This window comes from Streptomyces sp. ADI95-17, assembly GCF_003846175.1.
GTDB lineage: Bacteria > Actinomycetota > Actinomycetes > Streptomycetales > Streptomycetaceae > Streptomyces > Streptomyces sanglieri.
Genome location: NZ_ML123055.1, coordinates 59,974 through 62,712, shown reverse-complemented (window position 1 = coordinate 62,712; position 2,739 = coordinate 59,974). Strand labels below are relative to the sequence as shown.

Sequence of the window (2,739 nt, the reverse complement as noted above, 5' to 3'; positions counted from 1 at the left end):
AAGGGCTCGCAGAGAATCAATGTGTTGCTTCCGGTGGTGTGGCTCGTTGATGTGGTATGGGCATATCGCAGGAGACTCGAGATCAACTCGCCGTGAGATTCGCGGTGTTGTTCCCGCACTTGGACGAGCGTCAGCGCCGTCTGCTGGTGGGGGCCGAGGCCCGAATCCTGGGGCATGGCGGGATCCGGGCTGTCGCGCGGGCGGCCGAGGTCAGCGAGACCACTGTCCGCAACGGCGTCGACGAACTGGAAGCGGGTGCGGAGCCGCTGGGTCGGGTCCGCCGCCCCGGCGGCGGACGCAAGAGGGCCGCCGCGGTGGATCCGGGGCTGCGACCTGCGCTGTTGATGCTGGTCGAGCCGGATATGCGCGGGGATCCGATGTCGCCGCTGCGCTGGACGACGAAGTCGACACGCAAACTCGCCGACGAACTCACCCGGCAAGGCCATCGCGTCTGTGCGGATACCGTCGGTGACCTGCTGCGCGAGGAGGGCTTCAGCCTGCAGGCCAACGCCAAGACGATCGAGGGCAGCCAGCACCCGGACCGCGACGCACAGTTCCGCTACATCAACGAGCAAGCCCGCGACCACCGGGACGCCGGGGACTCCGTGATCAGCGTCGACACCAAGAAGAAAGAGTTGGTCGGGCAGTACAAGAACGCCGGGCGCGAGTGGCAGCCCGCCGGCGAGCCGGTGAAGGTCAAGACGCACGATTTCCTCGACCGCCAGGGGCCAGGCAAGGCGATCCCGTACGGGATCTACGACATCGCCGCGAACACCGGATGGGTCAACGTCGGGTGCGACCACGACACCGCGGCCTTCGCTGTGGAATCGATCCGCCGCTGGTGGCACGCCCGCGGCCGGCACGACTACCCGCACGCCGCACGACTGCTGATCACCGCGGACGCCGGCGGATCCAACGGCTACCGCACCCGCGCCTGGAAGGCCGAACTCGCCGTCCTGGCCGGCGAGACCGGCCTGCAGATCACGGTCTGCCACATGCCTCCTGGCACTTCGAAGTGGAACAAAGTGGAGCACCGGCTGTTCTCCCACATCTCCATGAACTGGCGCGGCAGACCGCTGACCAGCCATGAAGCGACGGTGCAGAGCATCGCCGCGACCACCACCCGCACCGGACTGAAAGTCCATGCCGAACTCGATACGGGCACCTACGACACCGGAATGAAGGTCACCGACGCCGAGATCGACGCCCTGCCCATGACCCGGCACCGCTTCCACGGCGACTGGAACTACACCCTCCATCCCGACCGGCACGGCACCGTTAACGCGCATGGCACAGCCCCGACCACCTGGCCGGCAGCGGCACCGCGGCGGCCTGAGGCCGCAGCACTGCGCAGCCCGGAACTGACCGGCATGTCCGAAGCGGAACTGGACCACCTCGTCGACGAACTGGCACCTGAACTGGCCGAGTTACGTGAACGGCAACGGCTCCGCCAACGCGGCAGCGAACGACGTCGCGCCCTCGGAGCGGGCGCCAAAGACAAACTGACCACGGCCGACAGAGTCCTGGCCACCGTGCTCTACCTGCGCAAACTCGGCACCCGAGACCTGCTGGCCCAGCTCTTCGGCGTCACCGGCAGCACCCTCACCAGGGCAATCCACCAGGTTCAACCGCTCCTCGCCGAACGCGACCGCACCATCCCACCCTCAACGGCCAGATTCCGAACACCCGCTGACGTGGCCGCATTCCTCGCCACAGCCAACGACCGAACGAAGATCAAACCAGCATGTTGATTCTCTGCGAGCCCTAAAGGTTGTTGCAGAACGCCGGGGATGGGGCATTCCTCTTGTATGGGTGGGGTGTTGCGGGCTGATCCGTTGTGGGTGGAGACGTTCACCGGCTTGCGCATGGGCCGGTTCGAGAAGTTGGTAAAGGCAGTACGGGAGCGGGGAGGAAACGGTCCCGGTGGAGGGCGCCCGTGGTGCCTGCCACTGGCAGACCGGGTCCTCCTGGTGGCTGTCTACTACCGAACCAACCTCACGGTGCGCCAGCTTGCCCCGCTCTTCGGGGGGATCTCCCCGGCCACCGTCTGCCGGGTCGTCCATCGCCTGCGGCCGTTTCTTGCGCTGGAGCCGGCGCCGCGGCCCCGTCGCGGATGTCGAACGGTTATGGATCGTCGACGGAACCCTCGTCCCGGTCCGCGACCGCACGGTCGCCGCATCCTCCCGCAACTATCGGTTCTCAGCGAACGTGCAGGTCATCATCGACGCGGACAGTCGCCTGGTGATCGCCTCAGCCCGCCCCGCCCCCGGAAACAAGGCCGACGCCCACGCCTGGCGGGAATCGGACCTGCCCGCCATCGCGGCCGGGACAACGGTCATCGCAGATGGCGCCTACCTGGGAACCGGCTTGATCGTCCCGCACCGCAGAAGATCCGGACGCCCACTCCTGCGCGGCCAGGAGGAGGACAACGCCGAACACCGCCGCGTCCGCGCCCGCGTCGAGCACACCGTCGCCCGCATGAAGAACTGGAAAATCCTCCGCGACTGCCGCCAGAAAGGAGACGGACTCCACCACGCCGTCCAAGCCGTCGCAACCATGCACAACCTCGCCATGACAGGCTGAACCAGCAGGTCAAACGCCATCCCGGCCTGCCCACACCCACCCTTCTGCAACAACCTTTAGGAGCGGGTGGCGGTCGCGCAGTTGCCGCCCGTGGCCGTCGTGCCGTTGCTCGTGTCGATCGGCTTGCTGCGGTCGTACGGATCGACGAGACGGGTC

At 67.1% G+C, this 2,739-nt stretch carries 1 protein-coding gene and 1 pseudogene; both read left to right on the top strand.

Going from position 1 to position 2,739, the window contains the following annotated elements:
• Positions 1-56: 56 nt before the first annotated feature.
• Positions 57-1,751: an ISAzo13 family transposase gene (locus tag EES42_RS41695; RefSeq protein ID WP_241196930.1), complete on the top strand. Its 1,695-nt coding sequence runs from the start codon at positions 57-59 to the stop codon at positions 1,749-1,751.
• Positions 1,752-1,808: 57 nt separating this feature from the next.
• Positions 1,809-2,583 (top strand): annotated as a pseudogene (locus tag EES42_RS41690) (transposase).
• Positions 2,584-2,739: the final 156 nt, after the last annotated feature.